The following is a 19,238-nucleotide window of genomic DNA, read 5'->3' on the forward strand; positions in this document are numbered from 1 at the left end:
GGCATATATTTACATAGCAGTTACAATCGAACTATGTAGTCAGAAACTTTCAATTAGTTTTTGATTAAATGTAAGAACTGACTAGAGAGCGAACATATTAACAGCAGAAATGTGTTCGAAAAGATACAAATTCCTGTCCGATGAAATTTAAATCACAAGTAATACTGCTTGTATAATCGTCATTTCTTATTCTATTGTAAATTTTTTAACAATTTAATTATAAACAATGTCAACAACAAAAAACTTAAAATTCGAAACACTGCAGGTACATGCAGGGCAAATCGCAGATCCAACTACAGGCTCCCGTGCAGTTCCTATTTATCAAACAAGCTCTTATGTGTTCGAAAATGCACAGCATGGAGCTAATTTATTCGCCCTGAAACAATTTGGAAATATCTACACCCGTCTTCAAAATCCAACTACAGATGTTTTTGAAAAACGTGTGGCTGCGTTAGAGGGAGGTATTGCAGCACTGGCAACTGCTTCTGGTCAGGCAGCACAGTTTATTGCGTTAAATAATATTTTAGAAGCTGGAGATAACTTCGTATCCAGCAGCAATATATACGGCGGTACTTACAATCAATTTAAAGTAGCTTTCAAAAGAATTGGTGTTACAGTTCAATTCACAAAAGAAACAACAGCCGAAGCTTTTGAATCACTTATCAATGAAAATACCAAAGCATTATACTTAGAAACAATCGGGAATCCAAGTTATGATATTCCAGACTTTGATAAAATTGCGGCTGTTGCAAAAAAACATGATCTGCCTCTGATTGTCGACAATACATTTGGAGCGGGCGGTTATTTATTTAGACCCTTGGAACACGGTGCCGCAATAGTTGTAGAATCTGCAACAAAATGGATAGGCGGTCACGGAACAAGTATAGGCGGTGTAATCGTTGACGGAGGGACTTATAATTGGGGCAATGGCAAATTCAAACAATTTTCTGAACCTTCTGAAGGCTATCATGGACTCGTTTTCGCTGATGCATTTGGTGTAGACAGCCCGTTTGGCAATATACAATTTGCGATCCGCGCCCGCGTTGAAGGTCTACGTGATTTTGGTCCAGCTATCTCGCCATTTAACTCATTCCAGCTTATTCAGGGTTTAGAAACATTATCTCTTCGTGTTCAGCGCCATGTTGACAATGCATTAGAAATTGCCAAATGGCTGGAAGGGCATCCTCAGGTTGAGAAAGTAAATTATCCTGGTCTCGAAAGTTCGCCAAGTTATTCGAATGCACAAAAATATTTTAAAAAAGGCTATGGTGCAGTTCTTTCCTTTCAAATAAAGGGCGATGTAACAAAAGCAGATGCCTTTATTGACAGCTTAGAATTAATCAGCCATCTTGCAAATGTGGGTGATACAAAATCGCTGATCATCCACCCGGCAGCAACAACACATCAGCAGTTAAGTGCAGAAGAACAAATAGCAGCTGGTGTATTCGTAGGGCTTTTGCGTTTATCTGTCGGAATTGAGCATGTTGATGATATCAAAGCAGATTTACAGCAGGCTTTTGATAAAATAAAATAATCTGAATTTTAACGAAATATCAGTAACAAAAAAAAGCCTGCAGAATATAACTGCAGGCTTTCTATATAAATATCATATGCAGGAACTAAAAATTTAAGCTGTATTTAAAAGCTGATTCTGTACTATTTTTTATAAAAATGACATTATTATTTTTCTAGATAAAGGTAGCTTGTACCACCACTCCCCGTCTTTCTCAAGCGTATTTTTGAATTATTAAACTCTAATAATTCCCAGTTAACAGCATTCAGTTCTCCAAGTGATCCTGAACTGAAATTTATTTCTAACTGCTGTACTCCATACACAGAAGTAATTTCCCATTGACCTGTTTCCGAAACACTTTCTTTTGAAGCAACAACTGATTTATCACTTTTAAATACAAATGAATAACCGCTGTAAGATGAAGTTTTATCGGAATCTGCAAAGAAATACGGTATTATCCAAGAACCCATTGAGAGTGTCTGCGCAAAATTATATGAAGCAATATTATTTTCCGGACAGTTAGCTATTGCATATTTAATAGCATTTTCGAAATCAAGATTACTTGTAATTGATTTTGTCTGATTATTATAATCTTTTATCGAAATTGGATACTGCAGGGAAATATATTGGTTGTCATTCATGTTTTTTATAAAACTAAAAAATGACTGATCACTTACTATTGAAACAGAACTTCCTATCTGATTGGAACTGTTATAAATATTTATAGTTATAGGATATTTAATATTTAGTCCGTTGATTTTTGCCAAAAGATCAGGATAAAGATTCCAATAATCAATCAAGTCATTAAAATCAGCTTGATTGGGAATAAATTTTTCGATGTAATTATAATACACCATTGTTACCGGAAAATCTATTTTTACAATATCATCATCTGCGCCACTGGCATTTATATTATCCAATACTTTTTGATAATCGGCTGAAGAATTAAGTGCAATCTGTTCATTATTGACAGTAACCGTATATGGAAACTTAATCGTGCAGTAACTAGAATCATCAATTACATTGTCCTGCACAGTAGGAACCATAGCAACTCTCTGCAGATACGTTGTTAATGGAGAAACGTTCGTTACTGTGTCCTGTGTATTAGTAGTCTGCTCATCGATTTCATTTTGACAAGAGAATAAAAACAGAAAGATAAGTATAGAAAAATATTTTTTCAAAGACAGCATATTTATATTTTTACAAAGGTAGTAAATTTTAAAGAAACTGGTTTTCAATAAATTCAGCAGCAGGAATTTCTTTCTACCTTTCAATACTAAATTATCAAAAGCCAATAACATTTTATTCTTTTATAAAACAATCGGCTTTGCTTTTACCCTACTTAAATAAAAACAAATACTTTTGTATTTTACAAACTGTTAAAACTAAATGCCAAATAACCCCGAATCAAATACTTGTGACGAAATCATTTTTTCGTCTTTTTTCAAAAGTCATATAAAAGCACTTCGCAATTTTCTTTTTTACAAATTTGGTAATTTAGAGAAAGCAGAAGATGTGGCGCAGGAAGCTTTTGTAAAACTTTGGCAAAACTGTTCTGCTGTACCACTGGAAAAAGCAAAATCATATGTTTATACGATTGCAAATAACAGCAGTCTCAATGAAATTGCACATCAGAAAGTAGTTTTGAAATATGAAAAAGATTTCAGCGGTTTGGATAGAACAAACCAGAATCCTGAATATTTATTGGAAGAAAAACAATTTCAGGACAAACTTCTGAAAGCCATTGGAAACTTAAACGAAAAGCAGCGAACGGCCTTCTTAATGAATCGGATTGACGGAAAGAAATACAGCGAAATTGCCACAGATTTAAATATAAGCGTAAAAGCTGTTGAAAAACGTATTCACTTGGCTTTAGTAAGCTTACGCAAAGAAATTGATCTATTAAAGTAGGGTAAATTTAGTTCTAACTGTTTTAATTACATAATACCAGCACAATGGAAAAAAATCACTTATTGGCTAAATGGCTTAACGATGATTTATCTAAAGATGAATTAGCAGCATTTGAAGCGAGTCCTGATTTCGAAAAATATCAAAAAATAAAAAACTATACTAATCATCTGATTGTTGATGATCTGGATGAAAACAGTATGCTCTCCAATATTCTTAAACAGAAAAAAGAGGTTCCAAAGGTAATTCCTTTGTATAAAAAATGGGTTTTTAGAGCTGCCGCTGTTTTTGTACTTGCACTTGGAATTACATTTGCATTTAAAACTCTGGGGCAACAGACAGAAACTGCTGATTTTGGAAAAAAAACAACTTTCTCATTACCTGATAATTCTGAAGTGGTGCTAAATTCTGGTTCAGAAATACAGTATAAAAAATGGAACTGGGATAATCACCGTCATCTTGAACTCAAAGGAGAAGCATATTTTAGAGTATCAAAAGGAAGACGTTTTGAAGTACAGACCAGATTAGGGAAAGTATCAGTTTTAGGAACTCAATTTAACGTTAAAACCAGAAAAAACAGGTTTGATGTAGTTTGTTATGAAGGACGTGTCAAAGTAAATTATGCAAATACTGAAATCCTTTTAACACATGGACAAGGCGTTAGTTTTGAAAACGGAAAACAGCTTAACCTGAAAATATCCTCATTGAAACCGGAATGGATTGACAATCAAATTTGTTTTTACAAGGACAACATTACAACTCTTTTAGAAGAAGTGGAAAGACAATACAATATAGACATTCAATTAAACACAAAGGATACCACTTCATTATTTACAGGAAAACTGCCCGCTAAAAATTTGGATACAGCTTTGCATATTATTGCTGTAACCTATCATTTGAAGGTTCAAAAAGTCTCAAAAAACAAAATAATTATTGACGAACAATAAATGTTGCTGCCCAAACAATTTCATTTTTTGTTTATCCTATTTTTCTTTGTCCTTGGTCTTTATGCTCAGGACGAAGAAAAAACTGTGCCTATTAATAAAGTTATAAATGATATTGAAAAGCTGCATCAGGTGAGTTTTAATTATCTGGAGGGTGATATTGCAGGGCTTCAATTAACTCCTCCAAAAAAAACACTTTCTTTAGATCAAAAACTGCATTATCTGGCAAAAAAAACAAATTTGTCTTTTGAAAATATTGGAAACAAATTTATTAATATTTATAAAAATAAAACTGAGGCCCAAATATTATGCGGTTACATATATTCTGCTGCAGATCGAAAACCTATTGAAGATGCCAATATAATTTTAAACAGCAAAATCCAGATAACAACGGATTCTAAAGGATATTTTGAATTCAAAAAAGAGAACACAAACACACTTTTAATCAGCCATATCGGATTTACAGCCAAAAAAATTTCGGCTGACAACCAAGATTCGAAAAGCTGTCTTCAAATTGTATTAGAACCCGAAATCACAGAATTAAAAGAAATAAAAGCTAATTCAATTCTTGCCTCGGGTATTTCAAAAAACACTGACGGCGCGTTTGAAATTAAGCCTAAAAAGTTTGGTATTTTACCTGGACTTATAGAACCCGATGCTTTGCAGGCCATGCAGCAGATTCCCGGCGTGAACAGTATCGATGAAAGTGTTTCAAGCATCAACGTGCGCGGCGGTACACATGATCAGAATCTATTTTTGTGGAATGGAATCCGAATGTATCAAACGGGGCATTTTTTCGGATTAATATCTGTTTTTAATCCTAATCTGGCACATACTATTTCTATTTATAAAAACGGAAGTTCAGCATTTTTTGGAGAAAGCGTGTCGAGTGTCGTAGCTATTTCTTCAACACCCGAAACGCTGGAAAAAAATAGTTTCAGTGCTGGAATAAATATGATTAATGCTGATGTTTATGGGAAGTATAACCTTTCCAAAAAGAGTTTTATCGAAATTTCGGCACGTAAATCCATTACTGATTTCGCAGAAACATTAACATATAAAGAATATTTCGATAAAGTCTTTCAAAATACAACAATCACTGATTTTGCGAAGAATCAAAATGTAGATTATCAGAGCGATAAAAAATTCGGCTTCTATGATGCTACTTTCAAATATGCTCAAAAAATAGGCAATAAAGACCAAATTATACTCGATTTAATAACGATTCAAGACAAGCTGAAAGTTTTTCAGAGTGCAACGGCAAATAATATATATAAATCTGAAAACAATACACTGCGTCAGCAAAATTATGGCGGTAATCTGTCGTGGAAAAGAAACTGGAACAGTTTTAACACCACAAAAATTAATATTTATAATTCCGCCTACGCACTTTTGGGTAATCAAAACAACAGCGTCGGAAATCAAATCGTTATTCAGGAAAACACAGTTAACAATAATGGAGTTAATTTAGAAAATCAGCATATTATCAGCTCGAAATTCAGTTTAAGTGATGGATACCAATTTAATGAAATGGGTATTACAAATTTAGAGCAGGTAACTAATCCGGATTTCTATCGCAAAGTGAAAGACGTTCTGCGAACCCACGCCCTGATTGCAGAAGGAAAATACAGAGATACAATTGCCAGAATATATTTTAAGGCTGGGACAAGAATTAATTACATCGAAAAATTTAAAAAATACATTGTTGAACCCCGAATACAATTTAGTTACGGTATCAATAAAAATCTAAATTTAGAAATACTGGGAGAGCTGAAAAGCCAAAACTCTCAGCAGATTATTGATCTGCAGAAAGATTATTTCGGAATTGAAAAAAGACGCTGGATTGTTTCCAATAACACAACAATCCCTATCCAGAAAAGCAAGCAGATATCTTTTAGCCTATTTTATAAAAAAAATGACTGGCTTCTAGACATAGAAAATTTTTATAAAAAAGTTAACGGAATAACCACTGCCAGCCAGGGCTTTCAGAACCAGTTAGAATTTATCCGGACTACTGGTGATTATGAAATTTTAGGAACTGAAATATTAATTCAAAAAAAGCTGAATCATTTTCTTACTTGGCTGAGTTATACCTTTAACAACAATAATTATCATTTTGTGAATTACGAATTCAGCAGTTTCCCTAATAATTTTGAGTTAACTCACACTCTTTCATGGGCGGTAACGTATGAAAAAAATAATTTCAAAATTGCCTTGGGGACAAAATGGTCTTCAGGCAGGCCAAAAACTTCTCCAGACATTTCAAAAATTGATCTTTCGGATCCTGTAATAGTCTACAACAGGCCTAACAATACTAATCTGCATATTTTTTCGCAGGTTAATCTTTCCTCGACCTACAAATGGGAAACCGCAAATGGGATTCAGTACAAAGTTGGGCTGTCTATTTTGAACATCTTAAACCGAAAAAATGAAATTAGCGAATACTACCGAATCAGTTCGTTAACAAATTCTATCGAAGAAGTTGAAACTTTTGCACTGCAGAGAACTCCAAACATGAGTTTTAGAATCTCGCTATAACTCTTTCAATGCAAGATAGATAACAAAGTCCTGCTCTTCTTATTTTATTTTTTTTCAAAAAACAACAATTCTTTGGTAGGGTAATCTGCATCAAAGCTGTTTTACAATTGAATCAAATCAAAGAATAAAATGAAACAAAAAAAAACAGCAATCGCAATTGCAGTGCTGCTTATAGCTGTTTCCGGAGGCATTTATTTTTATTACGGCTTTCTTTTTAAAGAAGCCCGGAACATAGAGACTGAAACCCCGGATGTAAGCTTAACCGCAGCACAATTAATTGAAGTTTATAACTCCGATCCAGAAAAAGCGAATTCATTGTATCTCAATAAAACAATTGAATTAAGAGGACAGGTAACCAAGGAAGCTGATTCGGTTATTACACTTGATAAATCTGTTTTTTGTCTTTTTACCAAAAAAATAAAAAAACAGCTTTTAAATAAAAATGCAGTTCTGAAAGGCAAATGCATCGGGTATGACGAATTATTTCAGGAAATCAAACTAGACCAATGCACCATTATTAAATAAAACAATTAATCAATTTATGAAAAAATTCCTAATCCCGCTCTGTCTTTTTTTTGCTGTAGCAGCACATTCGCAAGATGATTTACTAAAAAGTATTGATTCTTCTCAGGTAGAAGAAAGCTACTCTACAGCAACTTTCAAAGCCTTACAGCTTGTAACCCTGCAAACAACAAAAATGCCGGCAAAAAAAGAATTCTATTTTGTTGTTTCACATCGCTTTGGTACTGTTAAAGATGGTCTGGACAGTTTTTTTGGTCTGGACAACGCTACTACTAAACTTGGAGGTATTTACGGAGTTACAGATTGGTTATCTGTCAGCCTTTCGAGACACACATTAAACAAAATGTATGAAACCGGAGCAAAATATCGAATGGCGAGACAAGACGCTCATTTTCCTGTAGACATTGTTGGTTACAGCGTTGCGGATATTAATACTTTTTTGGAAGAAGATCAATATCCCGGTTTAGAATCTAAGCACCGCATGACCTATGTACAGCAGCTTTTGATATCCCGAAAAATTAGTCAAAAACTGTCATTGGAACTAGTACCGTCATTTATACATAAAAACCTTTACAATCCCGAATTAGAAAATGATAACCAGTTTTCTTTCGGAGGAGGCGGGCGTTATAAAATTACCAAAAGATTATCAGTGAATTTAGAGTACATGCACAACTTTGACAACCCTGGATTTTATGAAAACCCTTTATCGGTAGGTCTGGATGTAGAAACCGGCGGGCATGTTTTTCAGCTGATATTTACTAATTCACAATCTATGAGCGAGAGCGGATACCTCACAAATGCATCAGGTGAATGGAATAAAGGAGATTTCTTTTTTGGATTTAACTTATACAGAGTATTCTAATAACTATAAATAACAAATTTTATGAAAAAAACAATTGCACTTACTATTTTACTGGCTGCACTTGCCAGCTGCAGCGATTCTGATACTTATCAAGAGATCGAAAAACCGCCAACTGATCCAGGAACTGGAACACCTCCAGTAACTACAGTTAATTATACCAAAAATATAAAATCAATTATTGATGCCAATTGTGTTCCCTGCCACTCAAATGGAAGAGCCGCCTCTTTTAGACCTTTAACAACCTATGCTGAGGTTAAAGCGGCTATTGAAACCGCAGGCTTATTAAACCGTATTCAGCTGCAGAACGGACAGCAGGGACTTATGCCTCAAGGAGGAAGAATGTCTCAGACAAATATTGATTTAATTGTAAAATGGAATACAGACGGACTAAAAGAAAAATAATCAGAATGAAAAAAACATTTATCAATTTCTTTGTATTACTGCTGATTACTGCAGTACATACAGATTGTTTTGGACAAAAGCTGATAACTAAAACAGGCAGTATAAAATTTCAGGCATCTATGCCCTCGTATGAAGAAGTTGCTGCCGAAAATAAAAGTGTTTCTGCCGTTTTGGAACAGTCGACCGGCGATTTTGCCGCCTTGGTTCTCATAAAAGGTTTTAGGTTTAAAGTGGCTTTAATGGAAGAGCATTTCAACGAAAATTACATGGAATCCGAAAAGTTTTCGAAAGCAACATTCAAAGGTAAAATAGAAGATTTTAATGTTTCTGAAATTACAAATACTGCTAAAAATTTTACTTTAAAAGGAGACCTTACCGTTCACGGAAAAACAAAAGCAGTATCCGTAATTGTAAAAGTTTCTAAAACCGCTAGCGGTGTCAATGCTGTGGGCTCATTTGAAGTAAAACCCGAAGATTTTGACATTGAAATTCCCAGTGTGGTGAGTAAAAAAATAGCAGACAAAATAAAGATTGCTTACAATTTTACATTGTCCAAATAAACCCGTCTCGATTTAAAGAATTGATTAGAAATTTATTATGAAGCCGGTTTATTTTTGCCGGCTTCTTTTTTTATAAACCTTTAACTAAATTAAAATGATCTCTAAAAATTATACTGTTTCAGGGGAAGATGTAAATGATGTCATGATAATGGAAAGCAGCGCTTATAATTCGTACACTATAAGACTATTATATAGTTTTTTATTTGATAACGGCTTTACGAGAGAGAAACTAAATTCTTTAAATTTAGGTTTACAGGAAGGACAGGAAGAATTTGTCTGTTATAAAAATCTAATGTTTACCGAATCTTTTTTCATCGAGATGAAATATTGTAAAATAGACGACAAAATCAGTGTTAAAAGCTCTTTTTTCAACTCTAAAAACGAACACTGTGCAGAAGTAACTAAAGAATTGCAATGGTATGATAACTTTAAAAAAGAAGTAATAACCACACCAGTTAAAATTCAGAATCATTTCAACTTAAACATAAGAGCATAAATTAAAAATCGGCAATTAGAAAAATCCCTATTCGCAATTTTTGCCCAGCTTAAAACAATCAAAACTTGATTCCAGTTTAGCAATTTCATACGCCCAAACGTCATTTCTCCTATCATGGCTTAAAATTATATAATAGAAAAATTCAATTATATAATAGAAAAAAAAGTATTCACTTTAGTTTTGAAAGTGTAAAATTTTAGGAAATGAAACTCAAGAATGATCAGGATCTTATCAATGAATACCAATCTAATGAAAGAACATTATTAGCATGGATCCGTACTGGAATGGGAATAATGGTTTTTGGTTTCGTAGCTGTTAAATTCTCATTATTTATAAAACAATTACCCGCAAAATATCTGCCGGACTCCACAGTACCAGGCAGTAATTTTAGTATTTACATCGGTATTGGACTTCTTATTGCGGGAGCATTGACTATTCTCCTATCTTACTTCCGGTATATGCAGACAGTAAAACTGCTGCAGCAGGGCAAATTTCAATATTCGACCCGCCTGCTTACATTTATTGCAATGACTTTATTTTTTATGAGTATTGCACTAATAGCTTATTTGATTGTGGCATCGTATGAATAATTAATACTCTAAAAATTATTATTATGAGATCAATATGGACAGGTTCTATTAGTTTTGGGTTAATAAACATTCCCGTGAAACTATTCTCTGCAGTACAGGAAAGTACTCTGGATATGGATATGCTTGATAAAAGCGATCATTCGAACATAAAGTTTAAAAGAGTAAATGAAACGACCGGCAAGGAAGTGACATTTGCCAATATCGTAAAAGGATACAAAATAGATGATAAATATGTGATTCTGGATGACAAAGATTTTGAAGCAGCTGACGCCAAAAAAACTAAGACTATCGACATCCTTAATTTTACACTTGAAAAAGAAATCGACAGTCTTTACTATGAACAGCCATATTATTTGGAACCAGATAAAGGAGCTATGAAAGCCTATGCGCTGCTAAGGGATGCTTTACAGGCTTCGGGAAAAGTTGGTGTTACTAGTTTTGTTTTACGCAATAAAGAAGGATTGGCCATCCTAAAACCTTACAAAGACGTTATTGTTTTAAACCGAATCCGATTCCAGCAGGAAATTAGGGACACATCGGAATTGAAACTGCCTACTGTATCCAAAACAAAAGTCAAAGAAATGGATATGGCGCATAAACTGGTTGAACAGCTTACTGAAAAATTTGATATTTCAAGTTATAAAGATCAATACACTGATAAACTTCTACAGATCATTAAAGATAAGGCTAAAGGCAAAAAACAAGCCCCTCCAAAACTCAAAATCGTACACAAACAAAGTGATGATCTTATGAGTATGCTAAAAGCCAGCCTTGAAACCAAAAAGAAAAAATCTTCTTAGCGGTTTCAAAGGTCTACGCATAAACACATAATAATTTGTACCGCAGATTAGCAAATTTTACTAAAAAGTAAATCTGTGAATTTGCGGTTATTTTATAATATACCGCTATTTACCATATAAAATTATGACATACTTGAAATTATGTAATATTATACCAAAATATTATAAAAGCAAAATACGCTTTGCGTCTAGCTTTGTGATTATGAAACAATTATATGAAATGCAAAACATATCATTTTTTTCGTGATAGAAAGATCTGTTTCATTAACTAACTAATCCATTCTGAAAATTATAACTATGAATACAGCACACATTATAAACGATACTGCAAGGAGAACCTATCCGCTGCCAAACAGAACTTGGAATTACTATCAGCAATGGCATGATTCGATATTTTTACATTGGAGTATTCCAGCAGAAAAAATTGAAGAACTTCTGCCTCCGGAACTCAAGCTTGATAAATTTGAGGGCAGAGCGTGGGTTTCGCTGGTTGCTTTTGAGGTGCAAAAAATGCGCGTTCATTATCTTCCTACATTCCCTTATATCTCTGATTATAAAGAAATAAATGTCCGGACATATGTAACCCATAAAGGCATCAGAGGCACATATTTGCTTTCGATAGAAACTGATAAATTGATAGAAGTATTTCTAACCAAAGCCTTTATTGGTCTGCCCTATATTAAGTCGGATATAAAAACTTACACCAAATCGGATGTGCCAAAAAAGGACACCAATTTTTTATCAATTAATGATGATAATGAATATTTCCTCGACATGTCATTTCAGCCAAACGGTTTATCAATGAAAAAAAAATCAGAGCTCGACTGCTGGCTTACTGAAAGACACTGTTTATTTACCTATCAGAATAATACGCTTTACAGGCACGATATTCATCATAAAGAATGGGATTTTGAAGAAATAGATATTTCAATCTGGGATTTGGATTATGATTTTAAAAATTTATCTCTAAATATAAATCCAGATAAAATTCATTTTGCAAAAAAAACCGAAGTACTGTTATGGAGCAGAAAAATCATGGACTAAATTTGAAACGGTTCAGTAACAAAATCGGTATTGTGAATTATAAAATGCCCTGCCTTTTGTAAAAGTCTTGTCAAAATTTTAATCTATCAAAATTAAAACTAAATAGTATGGAAACTTTAAATCACAACAACATTAAGCGCCATTTTAATTTCAATAAACTATCAAACAGCAACCTGATAGAAGATAATTGCCCTTACACAAACGAATATAAAGATTGGGACGATGTTCTTAAATATGGCTATAGTGCTATACAAAAAATAGACGATCCTAATGGCAAACCCGAAATAAATGAGGAAGAAATTATTACAAATGATGAAGAGGAAGATATTATAACTAATGATGAAGAAAATTTAAATCGTGATATTTTAAATGCTGTAGATAATAATGAATATGATGAAAATGCACTGCAGGACGAAGAAGATTACACAGACGATAATCCTGCTGAAGACGACATAAATAATCCCGATGAAATAGATGAAAATGATCCGCTTATAAATTTAAAAAAATTATAATCATTTATAAAAAACCCGTTTTGGAAGATAATCCTAAGCGGGTTTTTAAATTAATTCTTCTTTACGATTATAATTTCATCTTCCCTGCCGGCATGAATAGATAATCCTGTTTTGAGTTTATACTCGAAAAGTCACACGTTCATTATTTTTTTTAAATGTAGAAAAAGTCATTTCAGCGAATTCATATCAACTACATATCGAAACCGAACTTCTTCATCTTTTAACTTTTCAAAAGCTCTATTGATATCCTTAATATCTATTATTTCGACATGAGGTAATATATTATGTTCTGCACAAAAATCAAGTACTTCCTGAGTTTCGGCTATGCCGCCAATTATGGAACCGGCTATGGAGCGTCCGTATTTTGCAACTTCCATATTGTTTGTTGCAGATTTATAAGGTCCCAGCAACCCAACTGTAACAATAGTTCTTCCTCTGGGTGCCAGAAGATCTACATAAGGAGCTATATCAAAACTGTACGGAATGGTACAAAGCAAAAAATCAAAAGTGGTTTCCGATGCTTTCATAGCTTCTTCATCTTCAGAAATCAATATAAAATCGGCACCAAGTTCATGCGCTGCCTGGCGTTTTTCTTCTTTGGTTGTAATAGCAGTTACCTTTGCCCCCATCGCTTTTGCAATCATAACGCTCATATGTCCCAGACCTCCAATACCTATTATTCCAACAGAATCCCCTTCTTTGATTCCCCAATGTTTTAACGGAGAATAAGTGGTTACTCCAGCACATAAAATAGGTGCTGCATTAGAGTATTTTAATGTTTTTGGAATTCGTAATACAAATGAATCTTTGACAACAATATGCGTAGAAAATCCTCCAAAAGTGTTGTAATTGGAACCGTCCGGCTTGAAATAACCATTGTAAGTCATTGTTTGAGCAACCGGTCCAAGACAATACTGCTCTTCACCATTCATACACGATCTGCAGTTCTGGCAAGAATCTACCATACAGCCCACCCCCACAATGTCATCCAAATAAAATGCTGAAACTTCCATGCCTATTTCGATTACTTTCCCAATGATTTCATGTCCTGGAACACAGGAATAAATAGTATTTTTCCAATCATTATTTACCTGATGCAGATCGGAATGACACACACCGCAGTACATTATCTCTATAAGTACTTCGTCTGCTTTTGGTTGGAATCTTTCAACTTCGACCGGATGAAGTGTTTTTCCTCCAATAAGATTACCTGAAGCTCCATACCCTTTGGCGACAAACTTTTTAGTTTCATCATATATAATTGGATTTTTCATAGCGAATGTTTATCAGTGAACAATGCAATTTATAAGTATTTTTAGCTTTTTAAAATTAACACATAATGCTACAGAGTATTTTACAGGATTTGTATTTGTTATTACAAAACTTCAATAATACTTCGCTAATGAATTACCCCGAGGCAGAGCCTCGAGGTATCGCGTTACTCAAAAGACAAGCGTAGCTGATTTTTGTTAAATGTTTTGTAGACAGTCTTTTCTTCTCCTTGATTTTGAATGTATTTCTGAATCACATCCTCATTACCATATTGACCAACCGTATTTACATAATATCCACTCGTCCAAAAATTACCACCCCATAACTTACTTTTAACTTCTGGATGCAATCGAAAAAGCTCTTTGGCTGTAATACTTTTTACAGTCCTGACAATAATTTCAACAGAAATCTTGGGCACACTTTGTATCAAAAAATGTACGTGATTTTCATCTGCTCCTATTTCAACAAAATGAATTTCATACCGTTCTGAAATATTTCTGCAAACTTCAACTAAACTCATTTCAACATCATCTGATAAAACATTTCTTCGATATTTTATCGGGCAAACCAAATGGTAAAGCAACAAGCTTTTATTATGTCGTTTGAAAATGTGTTCACTCATCAAACAAATATACTAATCTTTGAGCATCACCCCGAGGCAGAGCCTCGAGGAATTCTTTTGATTAAAAGTGTTACTGTTCATACCAATAAAAAAAATCCCATCTTATTTTTTACAATAAGACGGGATTTTAAATTTCTAAAATCAATGAAATTTATTCCAATTTAAAACTCACGCTTACATTAGCTGTAATTTCAATTTCACCAACAGCCATTGTCTCTCTTGGTGCACTGCTGTCGGCTTTCATTTCCATATTTCTCATGGCGCCATAAACTGGCTGCGGATAGTAACTTTGCGAGTTATCAGTAATAACAGTGGCTAAACCTACTTTTTGTCCTAAAACAGACACATAGTCTTCTGCCTTCATTTTTGCATCTTTCATAGCCAATTTTCTAGCATCTGATTGGTATTGTGCCAATTTTGAAGATTGAAACGTTACATTGTCAATTCTGTTAATTCCCTGATTAACCAAACCTTCCATCAATTCGTCATACTTTGACAAATCCTTCAGAAGAATTTCAATTGTCTGTGAGGCATTGTATGTATGCTTTTTTTTCTCATAATCATATTGCGGATTCAGAGACACTCTTTTTGTTTTATAATCAGCAGCAGGTAAATTCATGCTTTTAATTAATTTTATAACAGCTTCCATCTGCTGATCATTTTGCTTTTTGACATCTTTGGCATTAGTTCCTTTTGTCTCTACAGCTGCTACTATAGTCACCTGATCTGGTGCAATTTTAATCTTTCCTTCGCCAGAAACATTTATTTGAGGTATTAACTTTACTTCTTGGCTATACCCTATCATTGTAAATAAACAGACTAAGAATACAATTGATTTTTTCATACTTTTTTTAAAATTAAATTATTATTACAGTTTACCCGTTTTTGCCATTCCAAATAGAATAACGATTGGTATTGCTAATAGAACGGTCATTAACGTATGTTCTTGTATTAATTCAGGATTTCTTACCAGCGTAATTATATATCCTCCAATTGCTCCGCCAAAATGAGCTGTATGTCCTATGTTATCATTTTTGGCCCGCATTCCATAAATTGAGTACAATAAATACAGGATTCCAAATAAATACGCAGGAACAGGAATTATAAAATATAGTCCCAGCATCATATCGGGCTGCAGTAAAATAGCCGAATATAAAACTCCGGTTACAGCACCCGAAGCACCAACCGCTCTATATCCGTAATCATCCTTATGAAATACCATAGTCAATAAACTACCAAAGATTAAACTTCCAAGGTAAACAAGAACGAATGAAAAACTTCCCAAGAAACTAAAAACCACTGGTGCAAAAAAATAAAGCGTCAGCATATTGAAAAACAAATGTCCCATATCTGCATGCAGAAATCCAGACGAAAGCATACGAATCTGTTCTCCTGCACGTATGCTTCCAACATGAAATTCATATTTTCTAAAAAAATAAAGATCATTAAACCCCTTATAACTAATTAATACATTGGCCACAATAACTGCAATCAGAATGATATTCATAAATTGATTTTTTTTTAAATTTTAGCGTAAAGCTACTATATTTTGATTGACAAACTGAAATGTTTATTCAATGAATTAATGCAAGTTCATTGCATTTAAAGAGCTATTTGGACACAATTTTAAATTTAGGCATGAAAATTGATTAAAAATCGACAAAGTATATTAAAACATCGTTTAAAAAACTATATTTGGCCAAATTAAAAAAAATGAAATATGTAATTTATCTACTAATTTATCCTTTTTTATGGTGTATTTCTATACTTCCTTTTCCGATATTATATCTTTTTTCAGATTTTGTATATTTAATTTTATACAGAACAATCGGATATAGAAAAAAGACCGTTCGGGAAAATCTACGCTTAGCTCTACCTCATTTATCTAAAAAGGAACGTTTAATTATTGAAAAGAAATTTTATAGTCACTTATGTGATATGTTTCTGGAAATGATAAAAACAATGTCTATTTCAAAAGAAGAAATATGTAAAAGATATGTATTTAAAAATTTTGATTTATATCAAGAATTAGAAAAACAGGATAAAAGCATTGCTATAATGTGCGCGCATTATGCAAGTTACGAATGGGTCGTTTCTATGAACTATTATACAAATTTTAAAGGATACGGAATTTATAAAAAAATTAAAAATCCCTATTTTGATAAATTGGTGCACTCCATTCGTTCCAAATATAATGCGGCTTTGATTACAACCAAGGAAGCTATTCCGACTATTGCAAATAACTACAGAAACAAAATTTTGTCCACGTATGGATTTGCGAGCGACCAGTCTCCAAAAGAAAATGTTACTAATCACTTTTCAAAATTCATGGGGATTGAAGTGCCTGTTTATACCGGAGCCGAAATGTTATCAAAAAAGTACAACATGAACGTAATTTTCCTGAAAACAAAAAAGGTAAAACGCGGTTATTATGAAGCAACTATGGAAATCCTTTCTGAAAATGCTAAAGAAGTTCCGAACTATGAAATTACAGATCAATTCTTAAGACTTGTAGAGCAGCAAATTTACGAAGCACCAGAATATTACCTGTGGACTCATAAAAGATGGAAACATAAAAAATAATAGTAAAAAACGATTATTAAATCTTACCTTAATGATAATTCTAAATTTTGAGAAATAAAAAATATTATCTGCTTAAGATTTAATTAAATTTTGACCGCATGCAATACCTTATATATTTAATTGTTTATCCTCTTGTCTGGGGAATATCGATGCTGCCTTTTCGGTTATTATATATTTTTTCTGATCTAATTTATTTTGCTGCTTACAGAATAATTGGATACCGAAAAAAAACAGTCCGTGAAAATTTAGCTTTGGCACTTCCAAAACTTTCAGATAAAGAACGGCTGATTATCGAGAAAAAGTTCTACCATCATATATGCGATATGTTTCTTGAAATGATAAAAACAATGAACATATCAAAAGAAGAAATCTGCAGAAGATACGTTTTTAAAAATTTTGAAATCTTTACCGAATTAGAAAAACAAGACAAAAGCATTATTTTAATGTGCGCTCATTATGCAAGTTATGAGTGGGTTATTTCGATGAATTACTATATAAAGTTTCAAGGTTTTGGAATTTACAAACAAATTAAAAATCCTTACTTTGATAAATTAATACATTCAATTCGGTCAAAATTTAATGCACGCTTGATTACAACCAAAGAAACAATTCCAACAATAGAAATGAACTGCAAAAACCAAAACCTTTCTGTTTATGGATTTGCGAGTGACCAGTCTCCAAAAGAAAATTGCGCTTACCACTGGGCCAATTTTATGGGACATGAAGTGCCTGTACATACCGGAGCTGAAATGTTATCGAAAAAATACGATTTGAATGTCGTTTTTCTTAAAACAAAAAAGATAAAACGCGGCTATTATGAAGCAACTATGGAAATCCTTTCTGAAAATGCTAAAGAAGTTCCAAATTATGAAATTACAGATCAATTTCTAAAACTTGTAGAACAGCAAATTCACGAAGCTCCAGAATATTATTTATGGACGCATAAAAGATGGAAACACAAACGATAAAACTGCTGAATCACCTTTAAACGCAGAAGAGACGCTTATTCTGAATTTTCAAATTTTAAGAAAATAATTATTTTTCTTATATTTGCATAAATTTAGACTTAATGCAATACATCATATATTTACTTGCTTATCCCTTAATTTGGGGAATATCGATGCTTCCTTTTCGATTATTGTATCTAACTTCAGATTTGGTTTACTTTGTTACTTACAGAATAATAGGTTATCGCAAAAAGACTGTCCGTAAAAATTTAGCGTTAGCTCTTCCTAATTTATCAGATAAAGAAAGACTTAATATAGAGATAAAATTCTATCACCATATGTGTGATATGTTTCTTGAAATGGTTAAAACGATGAATATTTCGAAAGAAGAAATCTGTAAAAGATTTGTTTTTAAAAACATAGAGATGTACAAAGAAATCGAAAAACAAGGAAAAAGCGTCGCTATCATATGTTCCCATTATGCAAGTTACGAATGGATTATATCAATGAATTATTATTCAGATTTTGTTGCATACGGAATTTACAAACAGCTAAAAAATCCTTATTTTGATAAATTAGTCCATAAAATACGTTCAAGATTTAATGCCAAATTAATTACTACACGACAAACTGTACCAACAATAATCAACAACAATAAAAATAATATTTTGGCATTGTATGGTTTTGCCAGCGATCAATCTCCAAAAGCAAAAGGCGCACTTCATTGGTCTACATTTATGGGAATTGAAGTTCCAGTCTATGTCGGTGCCGAAATGCTTTCGAAAAGATACAATATGAATCTGCTTTATCTTAATACAAAAAAAGTAAAACGCGGTCATTACGAAGCTACTCTGGAACTTCTTTCAGATAATGCAAAAGATGTTCCGGACTTTGAACTGACAAACCAATATTTACACCTTTTGGAAAAACAGATCTATGAAGCACCTGAGTTTTATCTGTGGACACATAAAAGATGGAAATACAGAAGAGAAGAAAGTATTTAAGATTTTAGAATTCAGATCGCAGGATTTAGAAATTTATATCAATAAAAAATCACCTAAATAAAACAACTTGTTTTGATTAGGTGATTTTTTATTTTCTCAGTCGCTTAGAAATCTTAACA

At 33.0% G+C, this 19,238-nt stretch carries 21 protein-coding genes; 16 read left to right on the top strand and 5 right to left on the bottom strand.

Annotated features, from left to right (window positions below; translation table 11 throughout):
- Positions 1–226: 226 nt before the first annotated feature.
- On the top strand, positions 227–1,534 hold the full coding sequence (locus tag C8P67_RS08175; RefSeq protein ID WP_115812237.1) for an O-acetylhomoserine aminocarboxypropyltransferase/cysteine synthase family protein: 1,308 nt from the start codon (positions 227–229) through the stop codon (positions 1,532–1,534).
- Between the two features lie 146 nt (positions 1,535–1,680).
- On the opposite strand, the gene C8P67_RS08180 is transcribed toward C8P67_RS08175, so the two are convergent.
- Positions 1,681–2,703, bottom strand: a complete 1,023-nt coding sequence (locus tag C8P67_RS08180) for a hypothetical protein (protein WP_115812765.1) — start codon at positions 2,701–2,703, stop codon at positions 1,681–1,683.
- Between the two features lie 199 nt (positions 2,704–2,902).
- Here C8P67_RS08180 and C8P67_RS08185 point away from each other — a divergent pair, with 199 nt between their 5' ends.
- From C8P67_RS08185 to C8P67_RS08240, 12 genes are all read left to right on the top strand, one after another.
- Positions 2,903–3,424, top strand: a complete 522-nt coding sequence (locus C8P67_RS08185; protein ID WP_115812239.1) for an RNA polymerase sigma factor — start codon at positions 2,903–2,905, stop codon at positions 3,422–3,424.
- Positions 3,425–3,468: 44 nt separating this feature from the next.
- Complete coding sequence (locus C8P67_RS08190) at positions 3,469–4,368, top strand: FecR family protein (RefSeq protein WP_115812241.1); 900 nt, start codon at positions 3,469–3,471, stop codon at positions 4,366–4,368.
- A gap of 27 nt (positions 4,369–4,395) precedes the next feature.
- Positions 4,396–6,903 (top strand): TonB-dependent receptor, encoded by a 2,508-nt coding sequence (locus C8P67_RS08195; protein WP_245980400.1) that lies wholly within the window; start codon positions 4,396–4,398, stop codon positions 6,901–6,903.
- Between the two features lie 129 nt (positions 6,904–7,032).
- The gene (locus C8P67_RS08200; RefSeq protein ID WP_115812245.1) at positions 7,033–7,428 is read left to right on the top strand and encodes an OB-fold protein; all 396 of its coding nucleotides are present in this window, start codon (positions 7,033–7,035) and stop codon (positions 7,426–7,428) included.
- A gap of 16 nt (positions 7,429–7,444) precedes the next feature.
- The gene (locus C8P67_RS08205) at positions 7,445–8,287 is read left to right on the top strand and encodes a DUF5777 family beta-barrel protein (RefSeq protein WP_115812247.1); all 843 of its coding nucleotides are present in this window, start codon (positions 7,445–7,447) and stop codon (positions 8,285–8,287) included.
- A gap of 21 nt (positions 8,288–8,308) precedes the next feature.
- Positions 8,309–8,689 carry a c-type cytochrome gene (locus tag C8P67_RS08210; protein ID WP_115812249.1) on the top strand — a complete coding sequence of 127 codons (381 nt, stop codon included), beginning with the start codon at positions 8,309–8,311 and terminating at the stop codon, positions 8,687–8,689.
- 5 nt (positions 8,690–8,694) lie between these two features.
- Positions 8,695–9,249 (top strand): YceI family protein, encoded by a 555-nt coding sequence (locus tag C8P67_RS08215; RefSeq protein ID WP_245980401.1) that lies wholly within the window; start codon positions 8,695–8,697, stop codon positions 9,247–9,249.
- 94 nt (positions 9,250–9,343) lie between these two features.
- Positions 9,344–9,745, top strand: a complete 402-nt coding sequence (locus C8P67_RS08220; protein WP_115812253.1) for a hypothetical protein — start codon at positions 9,344–9,346, stop codon at positions 9,743–9,745.
- A 203-nt stretch (positions 9,746–9,948) separates the two neighbouring features.
- Positions 9,949–10,335, top strand: coding sequence for a YidH family protein (locus tag C8P67_RS08225; protein WP_115812255.1), 387 nt, complete (start codon positions 9,949–9,951; stop codon positions 10,333–10,335).
- Between the two features lie 23 nt (positions 10,336–10,358).
- Positions 10,359–11,135, top strand: coding sequence for a non-homologous end joining protein Ku (ku, locus tag C8P67_RS08230; RefSeq protein WP_115812257.1), 777 nt, complete (start codon positions 10,359–10,361; stop codon positions 11,133–11,135).
- A 297-nt stretch (positions 11,136–11,432) separates the two neighbouring features.
- The gene (locus C8P67_RS08235) at positions 11,433–12,179 is read left to right on the top strand and encodes a YqjF family protein (RefSeq protein ID WP_115812259.1); all 747 of its coding nucleotides are present in this window, start codon (positions 11,433–11,435) and stop codon (positions 12,177–12,179) included.
- A gap of 107 nt (positions 12,180–12,286) precedes the next feature.
- Positions 12,287–12,691, top strand: coding sequence for a hypothetical protein (locus tag C8P67_RS08240; RefSeq protein WP_115812261.1), 405 nt, complete (start codon positions 12,287–12,289; stop codon positions 12,689–12,691).
- A gap of 167 nt (positions 12,692–12,858) precedes the next feature.
- Here the strand turns inward: C8P67_RS08240 and C8P67_RS08245 are convergent, their stop codons facing one another.
- The 4 genes from C8P67_RS08245 to C8P67_RS08260 all read right to left on the bottom strand — a co-directional run bounded on the left by C8P67_RS08245 (position 12,859) and on the right by C8P67_RS08260 (position 16,092).
- Positions 12,859–13,965, bottom strand: a complete 1,107-nt coding sequence (locus C8P67_RS08245; protein ID WP_115812263.1) for an NAD(P)-dependent alcohol dehydrogenase — start codon at positions 13,963–13,965, stop codon at positions 12,859–12,861.
- Between the two features lie 164 nt (positions 13,966–14,129).
- Positions 14,130–14,585, bottom strand: a complete 456-nt coding sequence (tnpA, locus tag C8P67_RS08250) for an IS200/IS605 family transposase (RefSeq protein WP_115812265.1) — start codon at positions 14,583–14,585, stop codon at positions 14,130–14,132.
- A 151-nt stretch (positions 14,586–14,736) separates the two neighbouring features.
- Positions 14,737–15,429, bottom strand: coding sequence for an SIMPL domain-containing protein (locus C8P67_RS08255; protein ID WP_115812267.1), 693 nt, complete (start codon positions 15,427–15,429; stop codon positions 14,737–14,739).
- Between the two features lie 24 nt (positions 15,430–15,453).
- Positions 15,454–16,092 carry a rhomboid family intramembrane serine protease gene (locus C8P67_RS08260; RefSeq protein WP_115812269.1) on the bottom strand — a complete coding sequence of 213 codons (639 nt, stop codon included), beginning with the start codon at positions 16,090–16,092 and terminating at the stop codon, positions 15,454–15,456.
- A 206-nt stretch (positions 16,093–16,298) separates the two neighbouring features.
- Between C8P67_RS08260 and C8P67_RS08265 the strand changes: the two genes are divergently transcribed.
- From C8P67_RS08265 to C8P67_RS08275, 3 genes are all read left to right on the top strand, one after another.
- Complete coding sequence (locus tag C8P67_RS08265) at positions 16,299–17,168, top strand: lysophospholipid acyltransferase family protein (RefSeq protein WP_115812271.1); 870 nt, start codon at positions 16,299–16,301, stop codon at positions 17,166–17,168.
- Positions 17,169–17,266: 98 nt separating this feature from the next.
- Positions 17,267–18,136 carry a lysophospholipid acyltransferase family protein gene (locus C8P67_RS08270; RefSeq protein ID WP_115812273.1) on the top strand — a complete coding sequence of 290 codons (870 nt, stop codon included), beginning with the start codon at positions 17,267–17,269 and terminating at the stop codon, positions 18,134–18,136.
- A 101-nt stretch (positions 18,137–18,237) separates the two neighbouring features.
- Entirely contained in the window at positions 18,238–19,119 is an 882-nt protein-coding gene (locus C8P67_RS08275; protein ID WP_115812275.1) for a lysophospholipid acyltransferase family protein, read from the top strand.
- The last annotated feature ends 119 nt before the right edge of the window (positions 19,120–19,238 follow it).

The sequence above is a fragment of the Flavobacterium aquicola genome, assembly GCF_003385115.1.
GTDB lineage: Bacteria > Bacteroidota > Bacteroidia > Flavobacteriales > Flavobacteriaceae > Flavobacterium > Flavobacterium aquicola.